This window comes from Bosea vaviloviae, assembly GCF_001741865.1.
GTDB lineage: Bacteria > Pseudomonadota > Alphaproteobacteria > Rhizobiales > Beijerinckiaceae > Allobosea > Allobosea vaviloviae.
This window is the reverse complement of sequence record NZ_CP017147.1, coordinates 209,001-235,438: the sequence shown is the minus strand read 5'-3', so window position 1 is coordinate 235,438 and position 26,438 is coordinate 209,001. Positions and strand designations below refer to the sequence as shown.

General features: G+C 60.7%; 27 protein-coding genes, 2 tRNA genes and 1 pseudogene. 16 read left to right on the top strand and 14 right to left on the bottom strand.

The features are described from left to right. Nucleotides 1–22: 22 nt before the first annotated feature. The 8 genes from flgG to BHK69_RS01055 all read left to right on the top strand — a co-directional run bounded on the left by flgG (nt 23) and on the right by BHK69_RS01055 (nt 5,495). Nucleotides 23–811, top strand: coding sequence for a flagellar basal-body rod protein FlgG (gene flgG / locus BHK69_RS01090; RefSeq protein WP_069688498.1), 789 nt, complete (start codon nt 23–25; stop codon nt 809–811). Nucleotides 812–823: 12 nt separating this feature from the next. After that, nucleotides 824–1,288, top strand: coding sequence for a flagellar basal body P-ring formation chaperone FlgA (flgA, locus tag BHK69_RS01085; protein ID WP_069688497.1), 465 nt, complete (start codon nt 824–826; stop codon nt 1,286–1,288). Beyond that, nucleotides 1,288–2,409, top strand: coding sequence for a flagellar basal body P-ring protein FlgI (gene flgI, locus BHK69_RS01080; RefSeq protein WP_069688496.1), 1,122 nt, complete (start codon nt 1,288–1,290; stop codon nt 2,407–2,409). Before flgA ends, flgI begins: the two co-directional genes overlap by 1 nt. Nucleotides 2,410–2,411: 2 nt before the next feature. Continuing rightward, nucleotides 2,412–3,098, top strand: coding sequence for a MotE family protein (locus BHK69_RS01075; RefSeq protein ID WP_158516139.1), 687 nt, complete (start codon nt 2,412–2,414; stop codon nt 3,096–3,098). Then, the gene (flgH, locus tag BHK69_RS01070; protein ID WP_069688494.1) at nt 3,095–3,799 is read left to right on the top strand and encodes a flagellar basal body L-ring protein FlgH; all 705 of its coding nucleotides are present in this window, start codon (nt 3,095–3,097) and stop codon (nt 3,797–3,799) included. The genes BHK69_RS01075 and flgH overlap by 4 nt, the downstream gene beginning before the upstream one ends. Further along, nucleotides 3,799–4,311, top strand: a complete 513-nt coding sequence (locus tag BHK69_RS32990) for a flagellar basal body-associated FliL family protein (RefSeq protein WP_069688493.1) — start codon at nt 3,799–3,801, stop codon at nt 4,309–4,311. The genes flgH and BHK69_RS32990 overlap by 1 nt, the downstream gene beginning before the upstream one ends. After that, entirely contained in the window at nt 4,311–5,045 is a 735-nt protein-coding gene (gene fliP / locus BHK69_RS32985; protein WP_069693265.1) for a flagellar type III secretion system pore protein FliP, read from the top strand. The genes BHK69_RS32990 and fliP overlap by 1 nt, the downstream gene beginning before the upstream one ends. Before the next feature lie 90 nt (nt 5,046–5,135). Continuing rightward, complete coding sequence (locus BHK69_RS01055) at nt 5,136–5,495, top strand: response regulator (protein ID WP_069688492.1); 360 nt, start codon at nt 5,136–5,138, stop codon at nt 5,493–5,495. Between the two features lie 48 nt (nt 5,496–5,543). Here BHK69_RS01055 and BHK69_RS01050 read toward each other — a convergent pair whose 3' ends face one another. The 5 genes from BHK69_RS01050 to BHK69_RS31220 all read right to left on the bottom strand — a co-directional run bounded on the left by BHK69_RS01050 (nt 5,544) and on the right by BHK69_RS31220 (nt 11,082). Further along, on the bottom strand, nt 5,544–5,723 hold the full coding sequence (locus tag BHK69_RS01050; RefSeq protein WP_069688491.1) for a hypothetical protein: 180 nt from the start codon (nt 5,721–5,723) through the stop codon (nt 5,544–5,546). Nucleotides 5,724–5,988: 265 nt separating this feature from the next. Beyond that, nucleotides 5,989–6,063: transfer RNA gene (locus tag BHK69_RS01045), tRNA-Val, on the bottom strand. Between the two features lie 101 nt (nt 6,064–6,164). Beyond that, nucleotides 6,165–8,132 carry a B12-binding domain-containing radical SAM protein gene (locus BHK69_RS31810; RefSeq protein ID WP_148663284.1) on the bottom strand — a complete coding sequence of 656 codons (1,968 nt, stop codon included), beginning with the start codon at nt 8,130–8,132 and terminating at the stop codon, nt 6,165–6,167. 1,143 nt (nt 8,133–9,275) lie between these two features. Continuing rightward, on the bottom strand, nt 9,276–9,941 hold the full coding sequence (locus BHK69_RS31225; RefSeq protein ID WP_083269044.1) for a putative 2OG-Fe(II) oxygenase: 666 nt from the start codon (nt 9,939–9,941) through the stop codon (nt 9,276–9,278). Nucleotide 9,942: 1 nt separating this feature from the next. Then, entirely contained in the window at nt 9,943–11,082 is a 1,140-nt protein-coding gene (locus BHK69_RS31220) for a JmjC domain-containing protein (protein ID WP_083269043.1), read from the bottom strand. 361 nt (nt 11,083–11,443) lie between these two features. Here BHK69_RS31220 and BHK69_RS01020 point away from each other — a divergent pair, with 361 nt between their 5' ends. The 3 genes from BHK69_RS01020 to BHK69_RS31215 all read left to right on the top strand — a co-directional run bounded on the left by BHK69_RS01020 (nt 11,444) and on the right by BHK69_RS31215 (nt 15,463). Beyond that, nucleotides 11,444–12,622: a JmjC domain-containing protein gene (locus BHK69_RS01020; protein ID WP_069688486.1), complete on the top strand. Its 1,179-nt coding sequence runs from the start codon at nt 11,444–11,446 to the stop codon at nt 12,620–12,622. A gap of 153 nt (nt 12,623–12,775) precedes the next feature. After that, nucleotides 12,776–12,967, top strand: coding sequence for a hypothetical protein (locus BHK69_RS01015; protein ID WP_069688485.1), 192 nt, complete (start codon nt 12,776–12,778; stop codon nt 12,965–12,967). A 642-nt stretch (nt 12,968–13,609) separates the two neighbouring features. Further along, nucleotides 13,610–15,463, top strand: coding sequence for a YcaO-like family protein (locus BHK69_RS31215; protein WP_158516137.1), 1,854 nt, complete (start codon nt 13,610–13,612; stop codon nt 15,461–15,463). Here the strand turns inward: BHK69_RS31215 and BHK69_RS31210 are convergent. Both BHK69_RS31210 and BHK69_RS31205 read right to left on the bottom strand, forming a co-directional pair. After that, on the bottom strand, nt 15,408–16,616 hold the full coding sequence (locus BHK69_RS31210; RefSeq protein ID WP_244548568.1) for a radical SAM/SPASM domain-containing protein: 1,209 nt from the start codon (nt 16,614–16,616) through the stop codon (nt 15,408–15,410). The genes BHK69_RS31215 and BHK69_RS31210 overlap by 56 nt on opposite strands. A gap of 211 nt (nt 16,617–16,827) precedes the next feature. After that, a pseudogene (locus BHK69_RS31205) lies at nt 16,828–17,064 on the bottom strand (IS3 family transposase); the annotation flags it as partial. A gap of 74 nt (nt 17,065–17,138) precedes the next feature. Between BHK69_RS31205 and BHK69_RS32515 the strand changes: the two are divergent. Further along, nucleotides 17,139–17,294 carry a hypothetical protein gene (locus tag BHK69_RS32515; protein WP_158516135.1) on the top strand — a complete coding sequence of 52 codons (156 nt, stop codon included), beginning with the start codon at nt 17,139–17,141 and terminating at the stop codon, nt 17,292–17,294. 242 nt (nt 17,295–17,536) lie between these two features. Here the strand turns inward: BHK69_RS32515 and BHK69_RS32510 are convergent, their stop codons facing one another. After that, complete coding sequence (locus tag BHK69_RS32510) at nt 17,537–17,683, bottom strand: hypothetical protein (protein WP_158516134.1); 147 nt, start codon at nt 17,681–17,683, stop codon at nt 17,537–17,539. Between the two features lie 164 nt (nt 17,684–17,847). On the opposite strand from BHK69_RS32510, the gene BHK69_RS00995 reads away from it, so the two are divergent. Continuing rightward, the gene (locus tag BHK69_RS00995) at nt 17,848–18,351 is read left to right on the top strand and encodes a hypothetical protein (RefSeq protein WP_069688482.1); all 504 of its coding nucleotides are present in this window, start codon (nt 17,848–17,850) and stop codon (nt 18,349–18,351) included. A gap of 249 nt (nt 18,352–18,600) precedes the next feature. Here the strand turns inward: BHK69_RS00995 and BHK69_RS00990 are convergent, their stop codons facing one another. The 3 genes from BHK69_RS00990 to cpdR form a co-directional block, all read right to left on the bottom strand. Continuing rightward, nucleotides 18,601–18,906, bottom strand: coding sequence for a hypothetical protein (locus BHK69_RS00990; protein WP_069688481.1), 306 nt, complete (start codon nt 18,904–18,906; stop codon nt 18,601–18,603). Between the two features lie 177 nt (nt 18,907–19,083). Then, nucleotides 19,084–19,158 (bottom strand) — tRNA-Val (locus BHK69_RS00985). Between the two features lie 129 nt (nt 19,159–19,287). Further along, complete coding sequence (cpdR, locus tag BHK69_RS00980) at nt 19,288–19,647, bottom strand: cell cycle two-component system response regulator CpdR (protein WP_054143348.1); 360 nt, start codon at nt 19,645–19,647, stop codon at nt 19,288–19,290. A 261-nt stretch (nt 19,648–19,908) separates the two neighbouring features. On the opposite strand from cpdR, the gene BHK69_RS00975 reads away from it, so the two are divergent. Both BHK69_RS00975 and hisN read left to right on the top strand, forming a co-directional pair. Further along, entirely contained in the window at nt 19,909–20,829 is a 921-nt protein-coding gene (locus BHK69_RS00975) for an N-formylglutamate amidohydrolase (RefSeq protein ID WP_083269039.1), read from the top strand. 389 nt (nt 20,830–21,218) lie between these two features. Further along, a complete protein-coding gene (gene hisN, locus BHK69_RS00970; RefSeq protein WP_069688480.1) occupies nt 21,219–22,001 on the top strand; it encodes a histidinol-phosphatase in 783 nt (260 codons plus the stop codon). On the opposite strand, the gene BHK69_RS00965 is transcribed toward hisN, so the two are convergent. After that, nucleotides 21,906–22,961, bottom strand: coding sequence for an alpha/beta fold hydrolase (locus tag BHK69_RS00965; RefSeq protein WP_069688479.1), 1,056 nt, complete (start codon nt 22,959–22,961; stop codon nt 21,906–21,908). The two genes, hisN and BHK69_RS00965, sit on opposite strands and share 96 nt — an antisense overlap. Before the next feature lie 326 nt (nt 22,962–23,287). Here BHK69_RS00965 and BHK69_RS00960 point away from each other — a divergent pair, with 326 nt between their 5' ends. Next, on the top strand, nt 23,288–23,758 hold the full coding sequence (locus tag BHK69_RS00960) for an Hsp20 family protein (protein WP_069688478.1): 471 nt from the start codon (nt 23,288–23,290) through the stop codon (nt 23,756–23,758). An 81-nt stretch (nt 23,759–23,839) separates the two neighbouring features. Here BHK69_RS00960 and BHK69_RS00955 read toward each other — a convergent pair whose 3' ends face one another. Next, nucleotides 23,840–24,718, bottom strand: a complete 879-nt coding sequence (locus tag BHK69_RS00955) for a hypothetical protein (RefSeq protein ID WP_069688477.1) — start codon at nt 24,716–24,718, stop codon at nt 23,840–23,842. A gap of 83 nt (nt 24,719–24,801) precedes the next feature. Then, nucleotides 24,802–25,863 (bottom strand): threonine aldolase family protein, encoded by a 1,062-nt coding sequence (locus BHK69_RS00950; protein WP_069693263.1) that lies wholly within the window; start codon nt 25,861–25,863, stop codon nt 24,802–24,804. Between the last annotated feature and the right edge of the window lie 575 nt (nt 25,864–26,438).

Here is a 26,438-nt window from a genome sequence, read left to right as displayed (position 1 = left end):
ATTCCATGAAAGTCCAAATCTCATGAAAGTCCTCGCCATCGCCGCGACCGGAATGAGCGCTCAACAGTTGAATGTTGAGGTCATCGCCAACAACCTCGCCAATATCAACACGACCTCGTTCAAGCGTGCGCGGCCCGAATTCACCGATCTGCTCTACCAGACCGAGCGCTCTCGCGGCGTGCCCAATCGCGGCGGCGATGGCTCGATCCCGGAAGGCGCCTCGCTCGGCCTGGGCGTGCGCGCCGCAGCGATCCGCAACCTGCACATCCAGGGCGCGCTGACCCAGACCGGCAACAAGCTCGACCTCGCCATCGACGGCCGCGGCTGGTTCAAGGTCACGGCGCCGGAGGGCGAGACGCTCTACGCCCGCGCCGGAACCTTCAACACCAATGCCGATGGCGACATCGTCACGGCCGATGGCTATCTGCTCGACCCCGTCATCCGCGTCCCCGCCGATGCGACCGACATCACGGTCAACGAATCCGGGCTGGTGCTGGCCAAGATCCCGACCGAGGTCCAGCCGCGACAGCTCGGCCAGATCACGCTGGTCAACTTCGCCAACGACGCTGGCCTGGAACCGCTGGGCAGCAATCTCTACCGGGAAACCGTGGCCTCGGGCCAGCCAGTCGACGGCACGCCGGCGAGCACCAGCTTCGGCAAGCTGCGCCAGGGCTATCTCGAGGCGTCCAATGTCGATCCCGTGAAAGAGATCACGGCGCTCATCGCGGCCCAGCGCTCCTATGAGATGAACGCCAAGGTGATCACCGCCGCCGACCAGATGGCCGGCACCGTCTCCACCGGCATCCGGTAAGGAAGCCCAGCCATGACCCGAGTTCCGGCGCGATCATCGCTTCTGGCCGCCACCCTGTTCTGCCTGGGCGCAAGCTGCGCGCAGGCGGCGCCCGGCGACGTCATGCTGCCGGTGCCCGTCGTCACGCTTTATCCCGGCGACGTCATCACCGATTCCCATCTCGTCGACCGCGCCTTCAGGCTGGCGATGCGGGCATCGGTCGACAACCGCCTGGCGCTTGTCGGTAAGGTGGCGCGGCGCACCCTGCTGCCGGGCCAGCCGATCCCGATCAATGCGGTGGACGATGCCAAGATCGTGCGGCGCGGCGTGCCGACGCAGGTCGTCTTCCGCGAGAGCGAGATGGTGATCACAGGGATCGTCGAGCCGCTGCAATCGGCCTCGGTCAACGAGATGGTGAAGGCGCGCAATCCGGATACCGGTCTCACGGTCATCGGGGTTGTCCAGGCCAACGGCACCATCCGCGTCGGAGGCGAGTGATGGCGCTCCGGTCGAGACTGGTCGCCTTCATCTGCACGCTCATGGTGGCGGTTCAGGGCGCCGCTCCCGCCGGGGCGACCGTCCGCATCAAGGACATCGCCGGGCTTCAGGGCGTGCGCGACAATCAGCTCGTGGGCTACGGCCTGGTGATCGGCCTGCAGGGCACGGGCGATAGCGTCCGCAATTCGCCCTTTACCGGCCAGGCGCTGCAATCCATGCTCGACCGGCTGGGCGTCAATGTCCGCAACAGCACGCTGCGCACCCGCAATGTCGCGGCGGTTATCGTGACGGCTGACCTACCTCCCTTCGCCGGGCGCGGCAGCCGCATCGATGTCAGCGTCGCCTCGATGGGCGATGCGACCTCGCTGCTCGGCGGCACGCTGGTGGTGACCTCGCTGCTTGCGGCGGATGGACAGACCTATGCGCTGGCGCAGGGCCGGCTCAATGTCTCCGGCTTCTCGGTCCAGGGCGAGGCGGAGCGGGTGACGCAGGGCGTCGCCACCGCGGCGCGGATTCCGGGTGGGGCGCTGGTCGAGCGCCAGGTGGCCGACCAGCTCGCCAGCCTGCATGTCCTGTCGCTTGAATTGCGCAATCCGGATTTCGTCACGGCCGAGCGGGTTGCGGGCGCGATCAACGCCTTCAGCCGCGAGCGCTATAAATCGACCGTCGCCTTCGCGCTCGACCACCGCACCATCAGCCTGACGCGGCCGGTCAATCTCTCGACCACCCGCTTCATCGCCGAGATCGAGCGCCTGACGCTGGAGCCGGATTCGCCCGCCCGTGTCGTCGTCGACGAACGTACCGGCACGGTGGTGATCGGCCGCGACGTCAAGATCTCCACCGTCGCCGTGACGCATGGCAATCTCACTGTCCGCGTCACCGAGACGCCGACGGTGTCGCAGCCCGAGCCATTCAGCAACGGCGAGACGGTCGTCGTGCCCCGGACCACGGTCACGGCGACGCAAGGGGGAACAGGCCGGCTCGCCATCATCAACGGGGCGAACCTGCATACGCTGATGCGGGGCCTCAACCAGATCGGGCTGAAGCCTGCCGGCATCATCGCGATCCTCCAGGCGATCAAGACCGCGGGCGCCCTGCAGGCAGATCTCGTCGTTCAATAGCTTTGCTGCAGCATCGAGAGGCGCCGGGATCAGGTGTTGATCCCGGCGTTTTTCTTAAGATTTGCAAGATCTATTTCGCCGAGGTCAGCCTCGCGAAAGCATCGCACCCAATAATCTCATCATACCATTCAAGCGAGTTGCTCGTAATGCTGCTGAGGACATCTCTGGGCGGTCCGTTGCTGTCAGTCGCCATCCTGGCGTTGGCCGGCATGCCGCTGGCCTCGCAGGCGCAGACGCCGAGGACGACACCGCCCGCAGCAGCTTCGGGGACCTCCGACGCTGCGAATTTCTGCGCCAGCATCCGCGATTCCGCGGCCGAGGCCCGTTTCGCATGGCAGGCCAATACCTTGAAGACGCTCGAAGCCAAGCTGACCGACACGCTCAAGAAGCTCGAGGAGCGGAAAGCCGAGCTCGAGACCCTGACCGCCAAGCGCGATGCCGAAATCCAGCAGACCGAGACGCGCATCACCGAGATCTTCGCGCGGATGCGGCCCGAGGCGGCGGCGCTGCAGCTAGCGGCGATGGATGAGGCGATGGCCGTCTCGCTCCTGGGCAAGCTGCCGCCACGCACGGCCAGCGCCGTGCTGAACGAAATGGAGGCCGCGCGCGCGGCCCAACTCGCCGAAGCCCTGGGCGGCCGCCGTACGCCCGCCAACAGAACGCCAACAACCGGAGTCCAGACCCGATGAAGGCTCTCATCCTCGCGGCTTGCGCCGTCACGCTCGGCGGCTGCTCGCAAGACCTGGCCGAACTCAACCGCGAACCGCAATTGTCCCGCGTCGGGAGCGGGCTGTCGACGCCGCGCGAAGCGATCCCGGTCAGCCAGCAATCAGGCCGCCTGGTCGATGTTTCGTTCAACTCGATCTACACGCGCCACAGCGAGGATCTGTTCCGCGACACACGGGCAATGAAGCTCGGCGACGTCGTCACGGTGCGCATCTCGATCAAGGACAAGGCCAAGCTCGACAACAACTCCAACCGCTCGCGCAATTCGGTCGCCAAATTCGGGCTCGATTTCCTCGCCGCCTTCGGCGGCAATTCGAGCTCGGCCAATATCAGCTCGAATGTCGATTCCGAATCCTCGTCGCGTGGCAAGGGGCTGACCGATCGCTCGGAGGAGGTCGATCTCTCGATTGCGGCCGTGGTCACGGAAATCCTGCCCAACGGCAATCTGATGATCAACGGCTCGCAGGAGGTGCGCGTGAACTACGACATGCGCGTCCTCAACATCGCCGGCATGGTTCGGCCGCGCGACATCACCGGCACGAATACGATCTCCTACGACAAGATCGCCGAGGCGCGGATTTCCTATGGCGGCCGCGGCCGCGGCATGGAGGTGCAGCAGCCGGGCTGGGGCCATCAGGTCTATGACCGGGTCATGCCCTTCTGATGGCCGCGCCCAAGCTCAAATTGCCGGCTGGCCGGAAACGCTCCAGAGGTTCCCTACCGGCACTGCGGGCAGCCGTGCCGACCGTGCTGCTGACCCTGCTCGCGGCCGGCGCCGGGGCACTCTGGGGCACTCGTGTCATCGGCACGGTCGAGACCACCGTGATGAAGCGGATGGAGGAGGCCTCGCCCCATCTCAGCGTCAATCCTGCGATGGCCGGCGGGCTGGTGCTCAAGCGGCTCGCGCCGATCGTGACCAATCTCGCCGCGCCGGCGAATGCCTGGGTGCGCATCGAGGCGGCGCTGGTGCTGGAACAGAAGGCGGCACTCAGTGCCGAGCCGCTGATCGGCGCCATCACCGAGGACATCCTGGCCTTCCTGCGCAGCGTCACGGCGCGGCAGATGGAAGGCGCCGCGGGCCTGCGAAACCTGCGCGAGGACCTCACCGAGCGGATCGCGGTGCGCTCGAAAGGCCTCGTCCGCGACATCGTCATCGAAACCCTGGTCGTCCAGTGATCAAGCTAGCCACGACGCTCATTTTCCTGTTGGCCGGGGTCGCCGCCGCCGGTGCCCAGTCGCTCGGGCTCGACGGGTTGTTGCCCTCGGGCGGGGCCTCGGCTTCGGGCCGCATCGTGCAGATCGTGGCGATGCTGACGATCCTTTCGGTCGCGCCCGGGCTTCTGATGATGGTGACGAGCTTCAGCCGCTTCGTGATCGCCTTGTCGTTCCTGCGCTCGGGGCTCGGCCTGCAGAGCACGCCGGCCAATCTGATCCTGATCAGCCTGGCCCTGTTCATGACCTTTTTCGTCATGGCTCCGACCTTCGACAAGGCCTGGCAGAACGGCGTCCAGCCGCTGGTCGAGAACAAGATCAGCGAAGGCGAGGCCTATACCAAGATCACCGAGCCGTTTCGGGACTTCATGCTGACGCAGACCCGCCCGGCCGATCTGCGCCTCTTCGCCGATATCGCGCCGCAAAGCATCCGGCCGACCGACCCGACACAGAGCGTCGATCTGCGGATCCTGATCCCGTCCTTCATGATCTCGGAATTGCGGCGCGCCTTCGAGATCGGCTTCCTGATCGCCCTGCCATTCCTCGTCATCGACATGATCGTCGCGACGGTGGTGATGTCGATGGGCATGATGATGCTGCCGCCGACCGTGATCTCACTGCCCCTGAAGGTGATCTTCTTCGTCCTGATCGACGGCTGGAATCTCCTGATCGGCGGCTTGGTCAGATCGTTTTCCTAGATTTGTGTGGGGGTGTTCGAGTTGTGCCGTGGCTGTCCAAATCAGATGACCGGCGCGTCATCGCAGCGCGCTTGTTCTGGAGTGAGGTGAATGAAGATCCTGGCCATCGACGACACCAAGACCCTGCTCAGCCTGCTGTGCCTGACATTGCGCAATGCCGGCCATGACGTGGCGGCGGCGGAGAACGGCGAGGAGGGCTTGGCGACTTTCGACAAGTTCAAGCCGGATCTGGTGATCACCGACCTCAACATGCCGTTGATGGACGGCATCCAGTTCACCCGCGCCTGCCGGGCGAAGCCCGAGGGGGAGAACATCCCGATCATCATGCTGACCACCGAGAACGGCGCCGAGATCAAGGCGGAAGGTCGTCGTGCCGGCGCCAGCGCCTGGATGGTCAAACCTTTTGAGCCCTCGACCCTGCTCGGCATCGTCGCCCGCTATCAGGGCTGAGGGCGAGAACAGGGGTGTCGATGGTGAGGCTTGCGTCGGCGCCGCCCGTCAAAGCCAGTCGGACCAGCACTCCTGATGGCTTTCCCAGCGCTCGACCGCTTCCAGCAGGGCGAGGAGTTCCGCCTCTTCGCGCGAGCCTGCCGAGGCATGCGCGATCTCGTCGATCCGCTGTGTCGCGCGTTCGTGGTCGTCTTCGGTGTGAATGCGCACGCGCTGCTGCAAGGTCATCGGCAACTCCACTGATCGCGGGCTCATAACCCGCGTTCGATGTCAGTTTCACGAAGGCGATGGCTAGCAAGAAAGATGCCGGCGGCGGGTTTTTCGTTGCCCTATGCGGCTTGCCCGAGTCGCGCTGTCCGGGCGCGCATGGATCATTGCTGCGGCGGGCTGCTCGTGCGAATCGCGGCTCGGGATTTTGCGCTGCTTCCGGCCCAAAGCAAAAAGGCCGCCCTTTCGAGGCGGCCTTTTGTCCCGGTATCTCAAGGGCTTCATATGGTGGGCGCGACAGGGATCGAACCTGTGACCCCTACGATGTCAACGTAATACAGCATTCCCAAGAATGCAGCCCAGCAAGGCCTCATCCGTTTAAATGCAACGGCTTAGGCATTTTCCTTTTGCGGACTCGCCTGCCGGCACCGTATTTACGGTGACGTACTTCTTGTGGGGTCATTAAGGCAAAGGAGCACTCTCTTGAAGAGAGATGCCGAGGACAGCAGCAAACTCCGGACGAAGGCTAACACCCTTGGCCTTAATCCCTACCTGCACCGCCCAGGATGCGGCCCCCGTTCGGTCAGTCGAAGTTTCGAGCAGGAAGTCGAGCACCGATTGGTTGGACGGAAATCGTTTGGACAGTGCCACAAAGCAGGCGTAAGGGCTTTCATCTTGCAGCAACAGTCCGATGACCTCCGCGACTTCGTGGGATGCAAGCAGAGCTGTATCGAGTTCGATTGCCTGCCGCCCTAATTCTGTGCAGATCAGACGGAGCGGGGTCGATAGGTGCCTACCCAGCGTGGAGTTTTCTTCCGCGAGCCGCTCAGCGAGTACAAGATCCCCGCATTCCGGACCTAAAAAGCCAGTCGTCCCGGGTACAGTGTCTGCCAGGAGGTTCCACAAAGACGCGGCAGAATTACTTTCCAGAAATGACCTCCAAAGCCCATGCGACCATGGCGATCGAAGCGCAGTGAGCAAAATGTCAGCCCAATTATCCTCAAATTCGTAAGCCCTGCTCAAAAAACACCGCTCAGCATAGTGAAAAAACGATAATAGAGCTTCTTCCGAACCTGCGGCTTCCAGAAGGGGGGGAGCAAAGAAATAAGTGGGACAAATGATGTTCATTGTAGACGAGTGTGATGAATCACGGCGATACGTGATTGGCAAATCAGATCCTGGTATACCCGACCCTATCGATACTCCTTCGAATGCACGAGTTGCACCGCCCACACTGGCTTCTAGAAAATGCTTCTGAAAGCCGCATTGATCGAAAACATCGAGCGAATTTTTAAGCACCGAAGGCGACGAAAAAGCATTTCCCAGGAACATGGAAAAAGCTCTTTTGCGACCTTCATGAATGTTGGAGCAGACGGCAATTGTGTTAGCGAGATGCTGCACTGCATCTTTCGATCTGTAGGGGACTCTTGTCTTTCGTAAGTTCTCGTCATCAAAGGATGGGTAATCATTCCACCCGCCACGAAAACCCGAGCGATAAAGGAGATCGAGTGTTGAGCGAGTGATCCACTTAGGAAGGTGATATGCACGCCATCGTACCTTTGAAGTGCGCTTCGAGTTGAAGGCGATGAATTTTTCGGCGAGTTTGACCGCGAGTTCCTCGTTTCCAATATTGAGTTCTGAGCACACTAGCCAAATATTATTTAGCCCGAAAGAATTGAGAAACCCAATCTCCCCGAAAACAACGTCAAGATCCCTGTATCGAACGGTGCGCCCCTTCACGGTTGGTTCCGTGCAAAAATAGCACGCATAGGGGCAACCGCGCGCCAATTCCACCGCTATGCTTGGTTGATTCGTTCCGTACAGCGTTTCTGTGCCGTAGAATCTCTCTAAGGATTGTATGGATGTGGCATCATACTCTCTTTCCGGGTTTGGGCCGTAAAAACAGCGATGATTTGAAGCAACGGTGTCTTCGTTGTACCAAATCAAGTTGGGCACAGCGTGAAGATCGCGGCCCGCGATGAGGTTTTCGAAATAGGTAAACAATGGGTCGCCGTCGCCAGCGCACCCGTAGTCCAGCCCGAGATGTTCGAAAGTGCGAGATGCGTGAACGGTGAACCCGAACCCACCCCCAATTAGCGGTGCTGAACTCACTCGTCGGGCAATCTCGACTGCGAAGCGCGTGTCGTCGAGCGGAAAGAAATCGGACTTCGGATTGCCCGGCGCTGGCGCATAGTCGCGCTGAGAAACCGAATCGGCTTGCCTAACGTGGAATCCGATAAGGCTCGGACTGGTATCGATAATGGCTCGGGAGATGGCATCCTCGTAGCGCGGCTGGGGTAGACCCAATAGGTCCAAACACGAGACGGTAATCCCTTGCCGGCGGGCCAGCGCACTCAGTTGCACGAACGCGTAAGGGTAAATCGGGTTTGCCGGAAAATTTGAGGCGTTTATCAGAAGCAGGTCAGCCATCAGGGCTCTGCGCTCCGCAAGTCGATCTTGAGTACGTCATCTGCACGTCCTCTCATTGCGCCGCGACAGTTGGAGGACAGGGTCGTTCAGCGCTGAAGGCTGAGTGCTAGATCGGGGCCAACCCACGGCTGCCTCCGGCCATGGCCGGCTACGCCCTGCCATTGAACCACAGGGTCGCACCACCGTCTGAGATGGAACACGAGAGCGACGTCGTCGATGCACGGAAGCGTGGCCCCGAACAGTCGCTGTGCTCATTGTCGCGAAACACGTTCCGAACGCATCTACCGTCCTCCAACCTTCCGACGCGCACCCTGCTGTGACTGGAGCGGCTTCTGTAAGCGCGCAATCCGGTGCCCGAACTCTGACAACTTGTCCCTATTTTCCTAGGCTCGCCGCGCTATCACGTACGCGAGCGGCGGAGGTTTACGCACAAGGCAAATTATTGCCACACCGAAAGGGGCGCGGTGACAAGATCAGGTAAAGCCGGATCGGAGCAGAACCTCCAAGGACACACCAATGCGAATAATAGGTCCAATCAGTCCCACCTCTTGGGGCTGTGCGTAAGTTAGCACGTGAGCGGGATGTAAAATGAGCATACCGGGCTGAAGCTCAACACGGATATCCCCCTCTGGGTTTAGTTGCTGATACCAATTCGGGGCTGCAGTAGGAGCACTTGGCCGCATGAGCGCAAGTTCCAAGGCGCGGTCATCATCGTTCGTCGAGGCCCCACAATGATACCACCCGACGATAAGGGAGCCCGCTGGTACGTGGGAGATGGGCGGGAATCCATATCCATCTCGGTTAGGTAGAAGTCGGTTCAACATCAGATCGTCTGTGGTGACCTGAAACTCGAAGCCGGGCTGAATCCACCTTAGGAACGAGTTGATTTCCGAGCAAAAGAAGGCGAGCAGGTCAGGTGAAATAGCTCCAGCCTCAATGTTCTTCAGTGCCGCAGCTTGGCGCATCACGGCAGAGGTGTCGACCTGCTCTACCTCCAAAAAGCGATCTTCCAATTCCCTGCTGGTCAGCTCTGTGTCTGTCGGGGATCTCGTACTCCTTTCATACCGAGCTTTTCGCATAGGCGTGGCCCATAGAGCCCGAAAATCGATCTCGGGCTCACCGCTCCTACATGAAGCTGCCCATTCAAAAATCGGCACTGCCCGTTCCTCCGGCTAGCGCTGCCTTCGAGACATTGAACGAAATTGAGTATCGGACGGCTGTTGTCGATCTATGAGGATAAACGTAGTGCACCACGTGTGGAGGAAACAGTACAAGCTTTCCAGGGACAGGCTGAACGATATACTCGCTTGCACCGTGGAATTTGTTATACTCAGCCGAGGCGCTAATTCGTCCCCTCGGATCCATCAGCGCCAAACAAGCCTCTAATTCACTGCGCACTTCCGGAACGCCAACATAATACGTGCCGACGAGTACGGACCTCTCAAAAGAGTGGAAGTGAGGCGCGTGGAACTCGCCGATACGATGAATATTCGGCCACAATTCCGAGACCTGTTTGCTGCCAATCGGGTATAAGCCCGGACGTACGGCAGCAAGGTGTGCCTGTATGCTCTTCAGAACGAAGGTCCACCATTCTCTTGGCAGGTCCTTCCGTATTCCCACAAGCTCCGGCCGCATAGTCAACTCAGGCAGGCGGCCAGTCTGGCCAGAGACCCCGGCGCGGCTCGCTGCCCTCTCAATTATGTTTATAAGAGTGTCACGGTATTGGTCCGCCTCCTCGAATACGGCCTCGCTTATGATGGTTGGCCAAGCAAGATCCATCGCGACGTTTTGTTCCGCTGCTGCGTACATATCATTCGTCCGGAACGATTTCTAAGCAACCACCCACCGCTAGGCGTTTGAGCAGATGGAGCGCTGCTTCGATTGTCAAGGCCTGCGAAAAGTCTGTGCTGGAGAAATGTGTCTTCGTCAGCAGTGCTCGTACGGCAGGCTCGATCTTTCTTGGAAAAGGTAACGCAAAATCATGGGCAAGCAGAAACAATCGATCACCGTCGAGGACGCATCGAAATCGAACTCCTGGCCTACGCCGAAACAGAGTACCCGCCCCGGCGGAGTCGATTTTCCGAACCGTGTTAAGGTAATTACCAGGTAAGGGATTCTGCCGTGAAAGGTCCCATCTCAGAAGTTGTAGAACATGTTCGCCTGCATCTCCACAAAGTGCAAATTGCTTGATCTCTTGCGCGAGCGATTCCAATTCTCGCCCGATACCCCCCAGGTCTTGGACGGATATCGGCTGATCAGCGGTCGTGAGACCTCGGCGAGGACTGAGGAGGCGAGTTCCCAGGTCGCCAATACGGACTGGGTGAATTCCAAGCGCGGTATGAGTCGAACCGCAATCGGCAGCGCTTACGCTATGATAGTGGCCGCGAGGCACATACAGGCATCGTCCGGATGAAAGTTTAGTCTCGATTATGGGCGGCCCGAGATGGTCAATCGACACAGATGGGTCGTCGCTGACTTCCCATTTTCGAAATACCCGCCACTGCTTCTCACCCTCCGCTTGAAGAATGAAAAGATCTTGGGTGTCGTAATGGAGCGGGTAGGCCTGCCCCCCCGAGAGCGCAATAAATACATTCACGACAACATGGCTGCCGAAATACTCCCCCACTTCTGATGCGAAGCGCCCAGCCGCCGGCCATCGGCGCTGGATTCCATGTAGCGAAAGGGTTGATCCTGCCGAAAGACCACGCAATATGTCATCGGTCGAACTGACCGCGAGCGGTCTCCCATTATGCGCCATACTGAACAGGTCGGGGTCGGCGGCAACGCCGGCCGTGAAAAGGTAGGTCTCAAGATCGTCCGTTGAGAAAATCTGCTTTATGAAATCGCTGTCGAGTTCGAACGCGAGTGGACGTCCGGAATGGTAGATTTCTAGTAGGGTTCCAGACCGCGAATTACCGGCGCTTTCCAACCGCGCGAACGAATCGAGCATGACGAAGCTCTCCGTTTGATCCCCATGGGCAAATGCCCCGAGCTAGCTCGTTTAGCTTCACTTGTCTGCTTTAGCGGAGATTCGACACGGTGTTTACCCTCCTGCTGGCACTGCCGAAGAAATCTATATCTCGCGACGTGTGGGTCCCGTGCCAGTCTTATCCGTACCCTGGCTGTCCAGTCCATACTGAAGCTATCGCGCTTTCCCACGCCATGAACCATCGTTGTTGATTCGCGAGGGCTCCAGAAGGGTTCCGAAGGTGTCCAGGTCATCTCGAAAGAGGGAAAGGGATTTGGTTGCGGTGGGCGGGGCTCCGGGGCATTCTCACTAATGCGCATACTTGGATTGTAGGCAAAGGCAGATGGACGCTCTCTCCTCTCTGTTCCCCATGCTTCGAAGGGAGGGCTTCTTGCTGGGCCCATACCTTCGATATGCATGCTCAGGTACGGGCGGGATTGATCGGCTAGTGGGATTGCGCGAGATTTCGGAGATTACAGGGCAAGAGATACTCGCTCGCTTGATCCCTCCTATCGAGTTGATCGTTTACGAGCAGCGAGACGGATTTATCCCACGGCAGATTAAAAGTAACCCGAGAGACGCTTCCCGTCTCCTCGCAGAGGGCCATTGCGTAACGATCGAAGACGGGGAAGCCGTTTTTCCAATCCTACGCGACTGGAAAAACCGATTCCAGCTTGAACTTGGCTTGATTGGGCCGGTTGCTCCGGCGTCGATTATAATCTCTCCTCCAGGGTCTAGAGTTCCAATTCATCATGATGGGGTGGAGTTGGTTGTTATTCAGTTGGCTGGCGAGAAGCTCTGGTGGTACTGCTCGCCGAGTTCTGATTACAACGCGGACTACACGTACTTCCCATCCGAGCGCGGGCCTGGACCACGCGGCGGAACTCGGCCTCAGCACCGCCTCATGGCCGACCATCCGCCCCCAAACGAGAATGGCACTGAGTTAGTCATGTCGCCGGGCGATTGCCTGTTCCTTCCGTTCGGGTGGTGGCATGAGACTGAGGCTTTGGGCAATTCCATCAATCTAGTATTTCGCCTTCAAGCAAAGCCAGCGTATTGGCTGGCCGCCAATGCCATAGCTGAAGCGCTCAAGGAGCATTCACACTGGAGGACGCCGATCCCCGGCCTGAACGGTGGCGAAGGCCTCAGGTTGCTTGCTATGAAATCCTTGATTGATCTTGCTCCGCGCCTCATTCACGACTTGAATCTAACAGATATCGCATCCCCACAAGCGTTGTTGCGCCATCTGTCTGGAGCGGAATTTCGTCATCTTGAAGGACAGTCTGGCAGAGACCTCATGGAGCTTGCGCAAACCGATTGCAACTCACCTGGAGATGGGCTCGGCCTCGCGCCGGCAGCCTTAGAAGCTGGACTCGAATGGATTTCGGCGCGGACACGGGCGTTCACCGAGTCGGATTTCTACTCGGCTACCGGCATAGACATCGAAAATGGCTCGTCTCTGCTCAGGAATCTTGTCAACGCGAAGGTATTGAGTGCGTCAGGGCCGCTCCACTTTATTTGAACGCATAGAGCAGAGTTGGCCCTCCATATGACCCATTGAAGAGGGCGTGCCGGCGCTCGACTTGGCGGTTGAAAGGCTCCCCCCGCCGGCCGCTCTTGACGCATCTTCGCGGGCACAATAGGCTCTAGTAATTGGCAATCTTGGGAGCTTACAATGCAACCTGAGGATAAGAAGGACGAAGACGTCGTAGAGATTGACGTGAACGAACTGAAAGAAATTTTGGCCGGTGTCGATCGCGTCACGGTGCCAAGAAATCTTCGAGAGAGGTTGGCCCAACAGGACGACCCGGCGAAGGTGAAGGCGGAAATAAGTCTGAATTTTCGGAGCAACATCGCTTGGCAGTAAGGATGAGATTACTGCTTCGCGTGAAGAGTAATAAGTCCTCGCTGATGCCTTCGGTGCCAGAGTCGAACCCGTGCTTTTGAGAGTGGAAGGGCCGCGTTGCGCAGTGTGAGCCGTCTAAGTGTTGCTTGGCTGTAAAGTGAGCTTTAGTATCGATCTGACCCCCGGTATGACCGTGTAAATTCCAATAAATTGATGTATCTCCGTTGATGGGAGAGCGCAAGCGTCTGTAGATGGCTAGGCCATCTCACTGCCTTCTCGCGGATTGCCGACCGGATCCTAGCCGATCTACTACGAGAGTTGGCTGTCACGCCGCAAGGGTCTGTGAAGTAGGGCTGGGTAGACTGCAGGCCGATGGTCGGATTGGCACGCTTGATTTCTCCAGCCCCACGCGAGGCGGTGGCGCGGAGAGGATCCGCGCATAAGAGACGCTGCAACGCTGGCCTAGCGCATCTCGGCTGTAGAAAGCTTCGGCCTCGCCTGTTGCAGAAAACCCTTTACTTGGAGCGTGCAAGCTTGACAGCGGAGCACCACGGAGACTTGGGCCAGGATTGGACAATTTTCTGCGGGCCGTCGATAGCTGCCGCCGAGGTTGGCACGTCTCTCCCATTCGCTCGCTGTGAGCCTCCTATCAAGCGAGGCGACTTGCCACGCCTGTTTTCAGACGGGCGAAGGCGCTTCGCTATCATCGACGGAGAGTTTTCGCAGTCTCTTTCCGTATCCGTCCATGAAATCCGGGCGGCGATTGAAGGAAACGCTGCCGTTGTGGGGGCGTCCTCGATGGGTGCACTTCGTGCCGCCGAAGCTTGGCCAATAGGTATGGTGGGAATTGGCTGGGTCTATGGGATGTACAGAAACGGCGAGATTGAAGCTGACGCCGAAGTCGCGCTTGAGTTTGACCCCCGAACTGGCGTGGCTCTTTCCGTCCCACTCGTGAACATCCGGTGGGCGCTGAAGCTAGCAAAAAAGGCGGGTCTGATAGGCTGGGAGGAAGGCGATTTGATCGTGCGCCTCTGTAGGTCGCAGCATTACAGAGAACTCAGTTTCGATATTTGTAAGGACCTTGGCGGGGCCCAGCTAGGGGTAGATCATCCTCTTTGGGACTTCCTTGACAAACATAGAGCATCTTTCGACCGAAAGCATTCCGACGCTAAGTTGCTGATTCAGTATATACGCCGCTCTCCGTGGACGGAGATGCCCATACCGTCTCAGTCGCCCGTAATATTTCGGCGTGACGCCAGTCCACCGCCGACCGCTGCTGTGTTCCTTATGTCTGAGCAGGAAACACAAAAATCGCCTGGTATTCACAGGCAGATTTATCCAGAAGATTTCCTAAAAATTGCTTTGAAGGACGCAAAAGCGCTGGGTATGTCGAGGCTAGCTGATCTAACTGGCCTTGATCCCTGTAGGATACCTGTCGTTAGCGCAGTTCGCCCCTTTGCTGACTACCGCGATGTGACAGTAAATGGGGGCAAGGGCATCTCCCTCACCGAAGCGAAGGTTGCTGCATTGTGCGAGTCAATCGAGCGGAGCTGTATGAGCGTGTCTGGACGACCGCTTATGCGCGGAACATTCGGCGAGCTAGCCGCGACAGGTCAGGAGGTCGTTAATCCTAGGGAGTTGATTTTAGATCACAGAAGCAACTGGCGTGAAGACCAGGAGATAAACTGGTGGCCGATGCGCGACCTACTGAGTGACAAAGTCGTTTGGGTCCCAGCGGAAGCGGTATTTTACCCTTACGACGAATCGCCCTTTTTGTTCGGGACGTCCAGTGTTGGCTTGGCAGCCGGAGGGTCTCCGGCTGAGGCCACTCTTTACGCGTTGCTTGAGGTCATCGAGAATGATGCGGAGGCTTTTTCGTCAATGCTCCGAGAAGCCGATTCCATCGATCTCAAAAACGTCTCCGACGGTGAATGCTGTCGGCTGATCGATGCTCTTCGCAACGCGCAACTGAATGTGTTTGCTTGGCAGATTGGGGGCCAAGTTAGTGTGCCAACTGTGCAGGTTGCCGTTGAGGATTTCCTCCGGCGAGATGCGATGTATCTCACTGGAGGGCGCTGCTCTCATTTATCTCCAACCGTTGCGCTGAGGGGAGCGCTTCTGGAGGCAGTGTTTAGCCGGTTGACGACTATCTCAGGAGCGCGCGAAGATCTCGCGCAACACGCCGCCGCAATTAAAGAATTAGACTACTCGATTTTTCGAGAGTATGTCTTATCCTATTCGCCGCGCGCGCATCGTCGCTCATTGTCTATCGAGTCAGATCTTAGTACGCAATCAATTTCGGAAGACCTAGATCGCGTGGTACTTGCATTATCAGAGGCCGGGTTTGCCCGCGTGCTTGTTTGTACCCTCGCCCCTCCAAGCATAGATACCTGTGTGGTGAAGTGCGTAGTCCCAGGTGCTGAACGGCTTTGCGCTGGGCGAACCAGAATCGGCTTGAGACTTATACGAGAGATGAAGATGAAGATCGGTCGCTCCAGTCCGCAGCGTACCAACTAAGATAGTCAAGATCGGGCGCACTACGCTTCACCACGGCGACGTAGGTCTTGAGTTCGTTGCGATCCCGAGAGCGGAGGACCTCGACGTTCATGCGCACCAGTCCGAGGTCGTGGAAGCCAACCCCGTCGTATCCCTGCCCAACCGAGGGGTAGATAGTGATAGCTTCGCCGATGTTTAAGGCGGCCGTAGTCCAAATTTCGACCTGCCGGCTTTCTGTTGACACACCCGTTACGGCCGCGGAGAAAGTGACGCCATCCTCGCGTTCGCACGTGATCCCATTGGCGACAAAACTCTCGCACGCTCCGCTGCTTCCTGCCGGAGCAAGGTCCCCCGCATCTCCGAGGACGCGCTGAACGTATCGGCGTCGGTCCACTGCTCTGCAAGGCGTGTCACATTTCTCGCACTGCGCTAAGTCGCGTATTTGTCCCTGCATACTTTTGAGGCGCGCTTTTTGTAAATTGTCACAGTTCCAAACCTCTTGGATTGTTTGACGGTTGAGATCACCATAGATTGTCTCATGAGACCAATCGTGACAGCATAGAATCACTTCGCCTGAACCCAGGATTGACATCGTATCTATAGGAAGAGAACAATGTCCGAAATTTTGATCGATACGATCGATTTCTGAGGTGGCCAACCCAAAATTCGCACGGTTCACGAGCGGATTGATCCGAATGCCGTATCCGTGATCTGCGCTGAACCGCTTGATATCCTTTGCTTCGAGCGCACCCTCCGGCGAATCTTGGATCACAGCAGAGAGGCAAACTCGCCTTCGATCTCCTCGCCAACCTTTAAGCGTATTCGTGAGTCTATCATAGTTGTCGCGACCGTGTATTCTTTTGTAAACATCGCGATTAGTTGAATTAAGGGAAATTGTCAAATAAAATCGGTTGTTAGACATGAGTTCATCGAGTAGAGATTCGCTCAAGGTGCTTCCATTTGTGACGGTATGAATAGATGTAATGTTTTCGCATTCTGATGCTTGTTTCACTAAAGTCTGAAATCTTTTGTCCAAAAGAGGTTCATTTTGCAGCATCCAGCATAACTCTACGTTGGACGCTGAGTTTGAGATTTCGGTCAAAATCTTTGTTAGAAGCGCATCCTGCATGTATCGATTTTCGCGCTCGGCTGATAGCTGAGGATGCGGGCACATGGTGCAAGCGAAATTGCACATGTTGTGGGTCTGAATTTGTAATCTGCCGGGAAACTTGTTGCTCCGAGCTTCTCGCATGTGCGCTGGCCTTCGAGCAGGGCGGGACTAGGTTTCGAGATTGCTTCAGAATCTGCCTCCTTGGCAACAGGCACAGTCACAGTGACGCCCATGGTTGCTCTGACGTTGCCCGCAATTTGCCCTCGTTCATAACTGGGTCTAGCCCGATCAGTCCGCACGCCGACGCTGCGAGTAGCTCTTCTCTTCGATCGCCCAGGTCACGAACGCTCTCCGCGATCCGGGCTTCAGAAGTTTTTCCGAGTCCCTCGCGCAGCATGGCGATGTCCAGCATGGATCCCGCCAGTAGCTTCTTAAGCTTGCGGTTCTCGTCGTCGTGCGCCTTCAACCGGAGGGCGTCGTACACCTCCATCCCGCCATAGCGATTGCGCCAGTTAATGGGATGGGCCGCTCCCCCGATCTGCCTTGAGTTGAAGTAGACGTCCGCGAGAGGAAGGAGAGGATCTCATGACCGTGCTTGTGGTCGGGATCGATCAGGCCAAGAGCGTGATGGGATTTAACCACCAGGTGGAGATGAAGCTGGACCAGCAGTCCCTGCCGGAGCCTCTGCATAAGATTGAAAGCTGGTGCGCCGATTGGCAGCTGGGTTCCCGTGTCCTCTAACCCGGCTGCGGTATGGTTCGCGTAGTCTTTGAAGACCCGCGGTTCGCCTGGGCATTCCATAGCCACTTCGGCGGCGTCATCGTGCCGGAGGACGAGGTTTCCACGGCCCTGGATGCCGACGCGGCGCCGAGAACGTCTACGATCGGCTCGCGAAGGAATATGACTTCGAGGCCTGATCACCACTCGCTTTCGGGGCGTCCGGTCTTGCTCCGCCCGGGCACCACGCCCGTCCGCCTGGCAACCTACCTCGCAACACGGCCCCAGAGACGCTCCGCATCCGGATCGCCCTTCTCACGGGCCAGCCAGACAATCTGGCGAACCATGTAATAGCCGGCGCTGCCCTCTGTTTCGACGAGCCGGGTTGCCTCGGCCGCGACGAGGTCGTTCAATGCTCTGCGCCGAGCGAGGAAATGACCCGAAACCAATATCCGACATCCGCCCAATCTTATTTCTGGAGAGCCCGCCAGCGCGTCCTGGAGGGCAAGGTTGAATCCCTTTTCTACGCTGCATTCGAGCTGCGAGCGTGCGTTGAGGCGCAGAGTATGCTGAGGCCTTGCCAAATATCAAAGGCAAGAAGGTGACATCCTGGCAACTCGCCAAGGCCCGAGTGGTGCTTCAGAAAGCCGTCCCCGATCGACGCTACACGTTCCTGACGATAAAGATCGGAATTGTTGAGCACACAGTGACCCATACCCCGAGACCGAACGAGCTCTGGAAGAACGTCGGGAAGCTCGGCGACTACCTGCACTATCGTCATGAGTTCGACGGGAATGATCGTCAGCAGATCCTCACCTTCGTCGAATTTGTGCTGACGGTGTACAAAGATGCCTGGGTTGCTTGCAAGGGTGACTTGATCGGGCCTTTGCTGAGCAAGGGTAGGCCGGGATCGCAGGTAACGACCTTGATCCGCCTCGATAGTCCTGACGCCTTAGCGTTCAACGAAATCATCAAGAAAGCTGTGGCGGACGAGACCCCGGCTGTCATGGGAGTCGAGCATCCCAAACATCTCCCTCCCGACTGGGATCTCGATCTTCCTCCGGCTTCAACGCGGAGATGATGTTGGCGATAGCCACGGGAGACGCCGGCGTTCCGCGTCTGTCTTAGATGTCGACGCAGCGGACTTGGACGCCCTCGACCTTCTCCAGCTTCGGGTGCCGGCCGGGCTCGATCCCGGGGGAGTAGAAGAAGGCGTAGCGATGCCGGGCGGGATCGCCGGCGAGACGTTTCAGATCCTTGTCGAGCTTGCGATTGCTCTGCGGGCTCGTCGCTGCGAAGGCCTCACCGCCGACGAGATCCGGCTCGATACTCAGATATCCAGCCGCTGCGACGCGTGCGCTCCCGGAGCCAGGGAAAACCCGCCGGCGTCGGGATGCGCCTCCAGCAGCCACTTCGCTGCGTTGAGCGCCACCAGATAGCTGAAGGTCTGATTGATCTGCTCGACGATGTTGAGGGCTCGGTCCTCGATCGGATGGCGCCCGGTCTTCCCGAACTTCATCTGCCGGAGCGCGTCTGCCGGCGACGTGAGGGCGGCGAGCGCCTGGATCGCGTGCTTGGTCGATAGCTCGATCGTCGCGAGGTGCCGGTCGATCTCGACGATGGTGTCAACGATCATAGCGGTTCCTTCCCGTCCCATGACGCGGGCAACGGGTGCCATGCTCTCATACGGGTTGACCGCCTGGGAGCCCGGCTCGCCGGGCCTCCTTGCGTTGTTTCCGACCCAGTCTCCGGCCAAGCAAAAAGGCCGCCCTTTCGAGGCGGCCTTTTGTCCCTATATCTCAAGGGCTTCATATGGTGGGCGCGACAGGGATCGAACCTGTGACCCCTACGATGTCAACGTAGTGCTCTCCCGCTGAGCTACGCGCCCGTCTGCCGCGTCGGGATATCGTCGCGGCTGCCGGAACAGGGTGTCACCGTTGCCGGCTGACCATGTTGCGAGGTGTGCGGCTATAGCGGCTCATGCGGCGCCTTGCAAGCCGCTTGAGCTGCAAAAGCGTCAGGCCGCCAGAAGCTTTTCGACCTCGCTGACGAGCTCGCGCAGATGGAAGGGCTTGGACAGCACCTTGGCATCCTTGGGCGTCTGCGAATCGGGGTTCAGGGCGACTGCCGCAAAGCCGGTGATGAACATCACCTTGATGTCGGGGTCGAGCTCGGTGGCGCGCCGCGCCAGTTCGATGCCATCCATCTCCGGCATCACGATGTCGGTCAGGAGCAGCTCGAAGGGCTCTTCGCGCAGGCGGTTATAGGCGGAGAGGCCGTTGTCGAACGAGGCCACGTCATAGCCTGCATTCTGCAAGGCCTTGACCAGGAAGCGGCGCATGTCGTTGTCGTCTTCGGCGAGAAGTATCTTCGTCATGGGCCTGCTATGTCCGTCCCGAAAGGCCTGTCTCAAGATGAAGGCCGCCGGGCGCGGCGGTTTCCATCCGGTCGTATTGTCTGGCGCCTGCGCCTTATCCCGGGCCGGCGAGCAGCCGGGTTAGCCGGCCGGCTGCGGGCTTGGAACCATGTCCTTCTATAAGGCATGGGCATGGTAAACAACGCGTGAATCCGGTCTTGGTTAAACAGCCGCGCGGGTAATGCTTCTACAGCGTCGTTTTGTGTGCTTCAGTTCGGTGACATGAGCGTCCCAACCGCCTTCTTCAAAGCTGATCCCGAGGATGTCGTCGCCGAGATCGAGCGGCCCTTCACGCTGCATCAGCCGGCGCTGCAGGTCGTGCCCGTGGTGGTCGACGTGCCCCATGCCGGACGGCGCTATCCCAAGGCCTTCGTCGAGCGGGCGCGATTGCCTCTGCGCAGCCTGCGCCGCTCCGAGGACGCCTATATCGACCTGCTCTTCGCCCAGGCCGTGGCGCTTGGAGCCCCGCTCCTGGTCGCCGAGTTCCCGCGCGCCTTTCTCGACGTCAACCGCGAGCCCTATGAGCTCGATCCGCGCATGTTCGATGGCCGTTTGCCGGCCTTCGCCAATACGCGCTCGATGCGGGTCGCGGGTGGGCTCGGCACGATTCCGCGAATCGTCGGCGATGCGCATGAGATCTATTTCGGCCGCATACCGGTCGAGGAGGGGCTGGCGCGGATCGACGCGCTCTACCGGCCCTATCACGCAGGCTTGCGCAGCCTGATCCAGCGCACGCATGGCGCCTTCGGCACCTGCATCCTGGTCGATGCCCATTCGATGCCGTCGAGCGGGCTCGACCGCGACGGGCTCGCCAAGGCCGACGTCATCCTGGGCGACCGCTTCGGCACCAGCGCCTCGGGCTATATCGTCGACATCGCCGAGGAGGCCTTCCGGCGGCTAGGCCTGAGCGTCACGCGCAACCGGCCTTATGCCGGGGGCTTCATCACCGAGCATTACGGCGCGCCGACCTCGGGCGTGCACGCGCTGCAGATCGAGATCAACCGCGCGCTCTACATGGACGAGGCGACGCTGGAGCCGCATGCCGGCTTCGTGGAGCTGGAGCGGGGCATGACCGCGGCGATGGCGGATTGCTTCGCGCGCTGGAGCGGCTGGCTCGACGAATGGCGCGAGGCGGCCGAATAGAGCATCGGCTACGAAAAGCGGGTTGCGGTCTTCGGAGCAGGCCGATGCGAAACAAAAAATTCCCGGCGGCCGGATTGCTTGCCACCGCAACCCAGAAAAAAGGGCCGCACACTTGCGTGGCGGCCCAAGTCTAGGGAGGAAACGCCCAAGGAGGGCAACGAAGGCTTGAGGTGATCGCCCCTTCGCAGTGCACAATATGACGGTGCAGCGCAAAAACGCAAGTGGTTTTGCGTAAAGTCTTATGCGCCATGCGTCAGACGCAAGAAGGATGGCGAATTAACGGCCGATTCCCTTGTTTTCCGATGATTCCACTTGCATGACAGGCTCGTGCCGGAGGGCTCCGGTCGGGTGCAATGCTGCGCAGCAACAAAATAACGGGAGGCTGGTATATGAGCACTGTCGATTTCGGCGCTTTCATCGCCGAACTGGCGACGCAGTCCGGCCAGGCGATCCTGCCGTTCTTTCGCGCCCATCATGCCACCGAAGACAAATCGCTCGGCGGCGTGTTCGATCCGGTGACGGAGGCCGACCGGGCCGGCGAGAACGTGATGCGCCATCTGATCAAGCGCAGCTTCCCCGCCCATGGCGTGCTTGGCGAGGAGTTCGGCAATGAGAACATCGACGCCGAATATGTCTGGGTGCTCGACCCGATCGACGGCACGCGCGCCTTCATCTCCGGCATTCCGGTCTGGGGCACGCTGATCGGGCTGACGCGTGGCGGCGTGCCGGTCTATGGCATGATGCACCAGCCCTTCACGGGCGAGCGCTATTCCGGCGATGGCCGGCAGGCGCGCTATGAGGGGCCCAACGGCCCGCGCGTCCTGCGCACGCGCCAGATCACGAATCTTAGCGAAGCGACGCTGATGACCACGTCGCCAGGGCTGTTCAAGGGCGCGGAAGCTGAAGCCTATGCCCGTGTCGAAAGCCAGGTGCGGCTGCCGCGTTATGGCTGCGATTGCTATGCCTATTGCATGCTGGCGGCCGGCCATGTCGATCTGGTGATCGAATCCGGCCTCAAGCCCTATGACATCGTCGCGCTGATCCCGATCATCGAGGGCGCGGGCGGCATCGTCACCTCATGGGATGGCGGCAGCGCCGCCGGGGGCGGCACGGTCATCGCCGCCGGCAACAAGACGCTGCATCAGGCCGCGCTCAGCCTGCTCGCCGGTTGAGCTGGCCGCGGCATTGTCCTCGCCGGGAATGAAGGCGTCGAAGGCCGCCCAGAACTGGGCGCGGATCTCGTCGCTCTCCATCAGGATCTCGTGGCGCGCGGTCGGCAGGACGAGCGCGGCGCCGGTCTTGAGCCGCGCCGCGAAACGCTCGATCGCCGGGGTGGAGACGATCGGGTCCTGGCCGGCGGCGATGACCAGCGTCGGCACGCGGATCTCGCGGGCGGCGGAGGGAGCGTTCAGGCGCGCCATCAACTGGAAGGCCGTATGCACCCAGGCGATCGTCGGGTCGCCGATGCACAGATGCGGCGCGCCGGCCGAGAGCGCGCTGTTGCGGGCATAGCGGGCGGGGTCGCTGGTCAGCCGGTTGCCCTCGAAGGGTTTGGTCGCGATCGCGGTGTCGCCGCCGCCGGGCACGAAGGATTTGCCCAGACCGAGCCAGAACAGCAGGTTTGCCAGCCGCCGCGCCATATCGGGGCGCTCGATCATCGAGAGGCCCAGCATGGGAGCGAGAGCCACCAGCCGCGAGACCGGCAAGGCGTCGCGGCGCGCGGCGTCCAGGCACAGGGCCGCGCCCATCGAATGCGCCAGCGCGAAATAGGGCTCGGGCAGTGTCTCGCGCATCTGCGCCTGCGCCAAGGCGAGGTCGTGCTCAAAATGTCTGAGCCAGCCGACATGGCCCTTGCGCCAGCGCCGCACGAAGCGTTGCGAGCCGCCCTGGCCGCGCCAGTCGAAGCTGATCACATGGAAGCCGCGCCGGCGCAGCTCGACGATCGTCTCACTGTAGCGCTCGATGAATTCGGCCCGGCCCTGGACGAGGAGAATGGTGCCGCGCATCAGCTTGACCGTCGGTCGCCAGCTCGCGAAGCGCAATTGCGCGCCGTCGCGCGTTTTCGCGAACCAGGCCTTGCCATGCCCCGGAACGGGATAATCGGGATGGGCGAAGAGCTGGGCCTCGGCCATCACGACGTGGCGCGAAGAAGAGGAAGCCGGTCTTTCGCGTGAGCCATGTCTTTCGCGTGAGTCATGCGCTTAACCCCGAGTTGACGACCACGTTTCGCACTCGGACATGACAGCCCGGATGCGAAGCGATCGAAGGGCTTCCGAATCGGACGGGCCTTCGCGGCCGCACCGGCTTATTTATGCCTGTCTTCGCACCCCCTTGAAAAGCCGAAAAGGCGAGACCAGATCATCTCTGCGCAGGCCGAGACCGGCTGCGCGAACTAAACCAGGCCCGTGCTCATGATGAGGCGGGCTGGACTGAACTTGTCGCTTCCCAGGAGGACATCATGCGTCACTTCGATCTTTCCCCGCTCTATCGCTCGACCGTTGGTTTCGACCGCCTGTTCTCGCTGCTTGACCAGGCCACCGCTGCCGAGGCCGCGCCGAGCTATCCGCCCTACAACATCGAGCGCACTGCCGAGAACGCCTACCGCATCAGCATCGCGGTCGCGGGCTTTGGCGAAGCCGACCTTGCCATCGAGAGCAAGGAGAATGCGCTGACGGTGCGTGGCGAGAAGCAGAGCACCGAATCCGCTGAAAAACGCGAGGTTCTGCACCAGGGCATCGCGGCGCGCGCTTTTGAGCGTCGCTTCCAGCTTGCCGATTATGTGCAGGTAACCGGCGCCAGCCTCGAGAACGGCTTGCTCCATATCGATCTCGTCCGCGAGATCCCCGAGGCCAAGAAGCCGCGCCAGATCGCGATCAGCGGGGCCAAGCCCGCCAAGGTGCTCGAGGCCAAGGTCGCCAAGGCCGCGTAACGCGCCTGACCTGATGCCTTGCAACGAATGGGGCGTCCCCGGGTGACCGGGGACGCCCTTTTTCTGGCCGAAAGGCTGGCCTCAATCCAGCGGCGTAACCGGAACGGCAGGCGTCTCAGGCTTCGGCGTCGAGGGCGTCGCATCCGGGAGCTGGACGGGGGGCAGTTCGACGGGCGCTATCGTGATGCCCGATGGGTCGGCCCGGGCCAGCGGCGGCTTGCGCTCCGCCTCGTCCGTGCCGCGCACGTCGTTGGGGTTGACGAACTGGGGGTTGACGAGCTGGGGATTGACGAGCGCGGGCTTGTCCGCGCCGGTCGCGGGATTGACCGGGCCGGGTGTCGGTAGCGCCGGGGCCGCTGGCGAGCTCGGGGCTGTCGTCGCGGGGGCGCTGGCCGTCGCGGCAGGTTTTTCCGCTGGGGTGAGCGGTTCGGTCGCGCGCGGCGGTGCGGCCGGGCTCGGCGGCAGGATCGTCGCCGGGGCGCTCGCCTGGCCTGGCGGCTTCAGCGCGGGCGGGCGTTCGGGCGGGCGTGGTACCAGCCGCGGCGCCGGCCTGTCGTCGCGCGGATCGACGCGAGCGATATGCGGGGCCGGTGCGGGCCTCGGCCGTGCATCGGGCAGGGGGATGCGGTCGATCAGGTCGCCGCTATGGGCGTCGAAGATCAAGCGGGCGCGGCCGCCATTGGCGGTCTGACCGTCGAGCACATAGGAGGAGCCGGTGCGCACCATCCGGTCGACCCGGGCGAGGCCGAAGTCGCGCGCGGCGATGCGGCCGATTGCGCGGGGCGGGACCGGAGCGGGAGGCAGCGGCGCGTAGCGTTCGTAATAGCCGCGCGGATAGGCCTCTTCCTCCTCATAGAGGTAGTACTGCGCTGCCGCTCCGCCAACGGAACCTGCGAGCGCGCCGGCTACCGCCAGGCTCGTCAGGACCAGGCGCGAGGGCGCGGTCGATCGAAATACCATGTCGTCTCCTTTGGGCGACTGAACTGGGTCTTCAGTCTTCCTTAGGGATTACGGCGTGCGTGGGGCTGAAATCGGGGGAGAATTCAGCCTTTTGCCGCGGCGAACACATTGATCAGGCGCTCGACATCCGCCTCGCGGGTCGAGAACGCCATGACGAAGCGGCCGATGGTCTCGCCCTCCGCGAAGGGGATATCCTTTGGCAGGGCGGTCTGCGACCAGGGCAGGTAGCCGACGCCGGCCGCTTTCAGCTTCGTCTGGAGCTCCGCCGACAGAATCGGAAACACTTGATTGACCTGGCAGGGCCAGGCGAGCGGGATGTCCAGGGCGATGAGCGCATCGGCCAGGCGCTTGGCCATCGCATTGGCGTGGCGCGCCAGTTCGAGCCAGTGGCCGCCACCGAGCAGGCCCTCGAACTGCGCCCCGATCAACCGGCCCTTGGACAGGGTATGGCCCGCGCGCTTGCGCCGCCACTTCATCTCGGCGGCGGCCTCGGGCTGGAAGAAGATCACGGCCTCCGCCGCCCAGGCGCCGTTCTTGGTGCCGCCGAACGTAAGTACGTCGACGCCGGCCTGCCAGGTGATCGCGGCCGGCGAGCAGCCAAGGGCGACGAGCGCGTTGGTGAAGCGGGCGCCGTCCATATGCATGGTCAGGCCGCGCGGCGCGACGGCGTCCTTCAGGGCGCGCACTTCGGCTTGGGTGTAGATCTGCCCGCATTCGGTCGCCTGGGTGATCGAGATCGCCTGCGGCTGGACCTGATGCAGCGCGCCTTCGCGCATGCGGGCGAGGGTCTGCGTCACGGGGCCGGGCGAAATCTTGTTGCCGGCGCCTGGCAGGCCGACGAGCTTGGCGCCGTCGCTGAAGAATTCCGGCGCGCCGCATTCATCGTCGGCGACATGGCTTTCCTCATGGGTCAGCACGGCGCCCCAGGGGCGGGTGATGCTGGCGAGCGCCAAAGAGTTGGCCGCCGTGCCGCTGGTGACGAGGAAGACCGCGACCTGATGCTCGAAGATCTCGGCGAAAAGGCGCTCGACGCGGCCCGTCCAGGCGTCGGTGCCATAGGCTGTCGCGGTGCCGTCATTGGCGGCCGCCAATGCTGCCATGACAGGAGCGCTCGCGCCGGCGGTGTTGTCGCTGAAGAAGTTCATATCCAAGGGGTAGCGCCGGGCCATGACGCTAACAAGCGCGTCGGTGGATCGCCGGTCTGCATGCGACGATGGTCGAAACGCGGCGGGGTTGGAAAACCGGCGGAAAACAAGAAGCGTGCTGGCAATGTTGGGCTTTCGCTCCGGATATGTCCCAGGGGCGAGCGATATCGCAATAAAATTTCAGCCTCGCTCGCAATCGGCGCTTGTGCCGAGATTAGAATTCTGGCAAATTCATCGCGATAGGACAGTGTTGCTGTCCCATTTTCACTGCGCCGACCGTGAGCCGCCTAGCGCTTGCGGCGGCCGATCGCAACGGAGCGGACACATGACGAGGGGTAAGGCCACGACCGCCAAAACCAATCGTACGCGCGCCGCCCGTAAAGCGGCGGCTTAGACAGGCGCGGCAGGGCGACAAGCCCGAGGCGCCTGCGGAGGACGCGGGCGCCCCAAGACAGCGCAAGCCACCCTCCCCAGGAATGACTTGGCCATGTTGGCCCCATCCTTGCTGCATGCCCGATCGGGCTCGGCAAGCGGGCTGGCGCGGCGAAGGACGGTGTGGACTCGAAGGCGACTGT

Excerpts from the sequence above, each read along its gene's own strand:
- hisN (WP_069688480.1), top strand. The coding sequence starts at position 21,219 with ATGAGCACTGTCGATTTCGGCGCTTTCATCGCCGAACTGGCGACGCAG.
- BHK69_RS01050 (WP_069688491.1), bottom strand. The coding sequence starts at position 5,723 with ATGACCTTGCAGCAGCGCGTGCGCATTCACACCGAAGACGACCACGAA.
- BHK69_RS31225 (WP_083269044.1), bottom strand. The coding sequence starts at position 9,941 with ATGTACGCAGCAGCGGAACAAAACGTCGCGATGGATCTTGCTTGGCCA.
- BHK69_RS01020 (WP_069688486.1), top strand. The coding sequence starts at position 11,444 with ATGGACGCTCTCTCCTCTCTGTTCCCCATGCTTCGAAGGGAGGGCTTC.
- BHK69_RS01015 (WP_069688485.1), top strand. The coding sequence starts at position 12,776 with ATGCAACCTGAGGATAAGAAGGACGAAGACGTCGTAGAGATTGACGTG.
- BHK69_RS00950 (WP_069693263.1), bottom strand. The coding sequence starts at position 25,863 with ATGAACTTCTTCAGCGACAACACCGCCGGCGCGAGCGCTCCTGTCATG.
- BHK69_RS00990 (WP_069688481.1), bottom strand. The coding sequence starts at position 18,906 with ATGATCGTTGACACCATCGTCGAGATCGACCGGCACCTCGCGACGATC.
- flgH (WP_069688494.1), top strand. The coding sequence starts at position 3,095 with ATGAAGGCTCTCATCCTCGCGGCTTGCGCCGTCACGCTCGGCGGCTGC.
- BHK69_RS31210 (WP_244548568.1), bottom strand. The coding sequence starts at position 16,616 with ATGTGCCCGCATCCTCAGCTATCAGCCGAGCGCGAAAATCGATACATG.
- BHK69_RS31220 (WP_083269043.1), bottom strand. The coding sequence starts at position 11,082 with ATGCTCGATTCGTTCGCGCGGTTGGAAAGCGCCGGTAATTCGCGGTCT.
- BHK69_RS00955 (WP_069688477.1), bottom strand. The coding sequence starts at position 24,718 with ATGGTATTTCGATCGACCGCGCCCTCGCGCCTGGTCCTGACGAGCCTG.
- BHK69_RS00975 (WP_083269039.1), top strand. The coding sequence starts at position 19,909 with ATGAGCGTCCCAACCGCCTTCTTCAAAGCTGATCCCGAGGATGTCGTC.
- flgG (WP_069688498.1), top strand. The coding sequence starts at position 23 with ATGAAAGTCCTCGCCATCGCCGCGACCGGAATGAGCGCTCAACAGTTG.
- BHK69_RS32990 (WP_069688493.1), top strand. The coding sequence starts at position 3,799 with ATGGCCGCGCCCAAGCTCAAATTGCCGGCTGGCCGGAAACGCTCCAGA.
- BHK69_RS01055 (WP_069688492.1), top strand. The coding sequence starts at position 5,136 with ATGAAGATCCTGGCCATCGACGACACCAAGACCCTGCTCAGCCTGCTG.
- BHK69_RS00965 (WP_069688479.1), bottom strand. The coding sequence starts at position 22,961 with ATGGCCGAGGCCCAGCTCTTCGCCCATCCCGATTATCCCGTTCCGGGG.
- BHK69_RS00960 (WP_069688478.1), top strand. The coding sequence starts at position 23,288 with ATGCGTCACTTCGATCTTTCCCCGCTCTATCGCTCGACCGTTGGTTTC.
- flgA (WP_069688497.1), top strand. The coding sequence starts at position 824 with ATGACCCGAGTTCCGGCGCGATCATCGCTTCTGGCCGCCACCCTGTTC.
- BHK69_RS32515 (WP_158516135.1), top strand. The coding sequence starts at position 17,139 with ATGACCGTGCTTGTGGTCGGGATCGATCAGGCCAAGAGCGTGATGGGA.
- BHK69_RS31810 (WP_148663284.1), bottom strand. The coding sequence starts at position 8,132 with ATGGCTGACCTGCTTCTGATAAACGCCTCAAATTTTCCGGCAAACCCG.
- flgI (WP_069688496.1), top strand. The coding sequence starts at position 1,288 with ATGGCGCTCCGGTCGAGACTGGTCGCCTTCATCTGCACGCTCATGGTG.
- cpdR (WP_054143348.1), bottom strand. The coding sequence starts at position 19,647 with ATGACGAAGATACTTCTCGCCGAAGACGACAACGACATGCGCCGCTTC.